Origin of the sequence: Kitasatospora sp. NPDC093558 (assembly GCF_040683475.1) — a bacterium.
In the GTDB taxonomy this organism is placed as follows: Bacteria; Actinomycetota; Actinomycetes; order Streptomycetales; family Streptomycetaceae; genus Kitasatospora.
Window position 1 is genome coordinate 1 of the sequence record NZ_JBFBDY010001031.1, and the last position, 1,680, is coordinate 1,680.

A 1,680-nucleotide genomic window follows, 5' to 3' on the forward strand; every position below is an offset into this window, starting at 1 on the left:
GGGCCGAGCACGCTGGCGAGGTACGCCAGGAAGCCGCGGGCGCAGGCGGCGGCCGCGCGCTGCTCGGTGGTGGTCACGACGGCCTCGGCGAGGCGCAGCGCCTGCTCCGCCTGGGTCCAGTGCGCTGCGGTGAACAGGCAGCGCTCGATGAGGAGTTCGGCGCGCCCGAGGGCGAGCTCCGGGTCGTGTTCGGCGGCCGGCCGCAGCACGTCGGCGGCGTCCTGCCAGCACCCCCGGGAGCGCAACCGCCACACGGTGTCCCCCGGCTCCTCCGGCGCCGCCCGCCCCCGCCCGTCCGGGCCGCCCGGGCCCCATCCGTGCTCCGACAACGCCACCTCCTTGTGTGCGCCATCCAGCATGGGCACGGGTCCGCCCCAACGGCCCTGTCGCCGAACTCCCGCCTGCCGGGCGGACGACGGGAGTTCGGCGACAGGGCCGAGGGCCCGCGCTGTGGCGGCAATTCAACACGGGGGTGAGCTTGTGCACCAGATCACGAGCGCAGGTTGTTGCGTCCGCGGCGGAATTGATCTAGTGGGGCGCGCGGGGTCAGGAGGTCCAGCCGGTCTCCATCAGGGCCTCGGCGGCGCCGTTGGCGGGCTGCGGGACGCCGGCGAGGTCCAGGCTGAACAGGGCGACCAGCAGTTGCTCGCCGCGCACGGTGGCCTGGTGGGAATAGCCCGCGAGGGTGAACATCGCGGCGGCCATCTCCTCGGCGTGCAGGGTCTGCAGCCACAGGCACTCCACCGACTTGACGTCGGCCGGCTCGGTCCAGGTGTCGACCTGGGCGACCATCCGGCTGCCCAGCAGGGTGACGCCGTCGCGCTCCTGGGCCTCCGTCAGCTCCAGGTCGTCGAAGCCGAGCCACTCCAGGTAGCGGGCGGCGGTGAACACGGCGTCCTGGGAGGTGCGCACGGGGTGCGGGCGGAACGGGGCGCGGTGGCGGAACGGCTTGGGCTGGCCGCCGCTGCCGCCGGGCGGGGCGGGCACCGGGGTGTTCATCGGGTGGGCCGGGTGCGGGCGGGCGGGCTGTGGCCCGGTGCCGCCGAGCGGGGCGGCGGTGCCGCCGCCGAGGCGGGTGGTGCGGTCCACCGGCAGGCGGACGGTGGCGCCGCAGTTGCAGGTGAACTCGGGCTGCGGCCACTGGTCGGAGCGGCCGCAGTGCGGGCAGCGCATGCTCAGCCAGGAGTCCTCCCAGGAGCGGAACCGCACCTGGACGGGCACGCCGCCGCGCAGCAGGGGCACCTTCAGCGAGGCGCCGCAGGGACAGGGCAGCGACGGCGGTTCGTAGAGGTGTTCGCGGCGGCAGGCGGGGCAGCGGATCGCCCGGCCGCCACCGCCCGCCCCCGGCCCGTGGCGCGCGGGGTCGTGTCCGGTGAAGTCGTCGGGCAGTCCGGCCATCTCGGGCTCCGTCCGTTCGAGTCGGGTGGGAGGACCCCTCCATGCTCCCTGAAACCGGGGCCGATGGGCGCGGAATGGGGCAATCCTCAGGGAGAGATCAGGGGTGTGGGGCCGGTCGGTGTGCGCAGCGCGCGGTGGGGCGGCGCGGGTGGGTGGGGCGGAGCGGACGGGTGGTCAGCCGGCGGACCACCGGGCCAGGTCGGCCGGGGTGTCGAGGTCGTCGGGGACGGCGACGTCGGCGCACTCGACGAGCGTGATCGCGTCCGCGTGCGCCGTCAGGAG

1 protein-coding gene and 1 pseudogene are annotated in these 1,680 nt (G+C 75.7%); both read right to left on the reverse strand.

Translation table 11 applies throughout. The features are described from left to right. Nucleotides 1-335, reverse strand: a pseudogene (locus AB0O00_RS38160) (hypothetical protein); the annotation flags it as partial. 211 nt (nt 336-546) lie between these two features. Continuing rightward, on the reverse strand, nt 547-1,398 hold the full coding sequence (locus AB0O00_RS38165; RefSeq protein WP_363659281.1) for a hypothetical protein: 852 nt from the start codon (nt 1,396-1,398) through the stop codon (nt 547-549). Between the last annotated feature and the right edge of the window lie 282 nt (nt 1,399-1,680).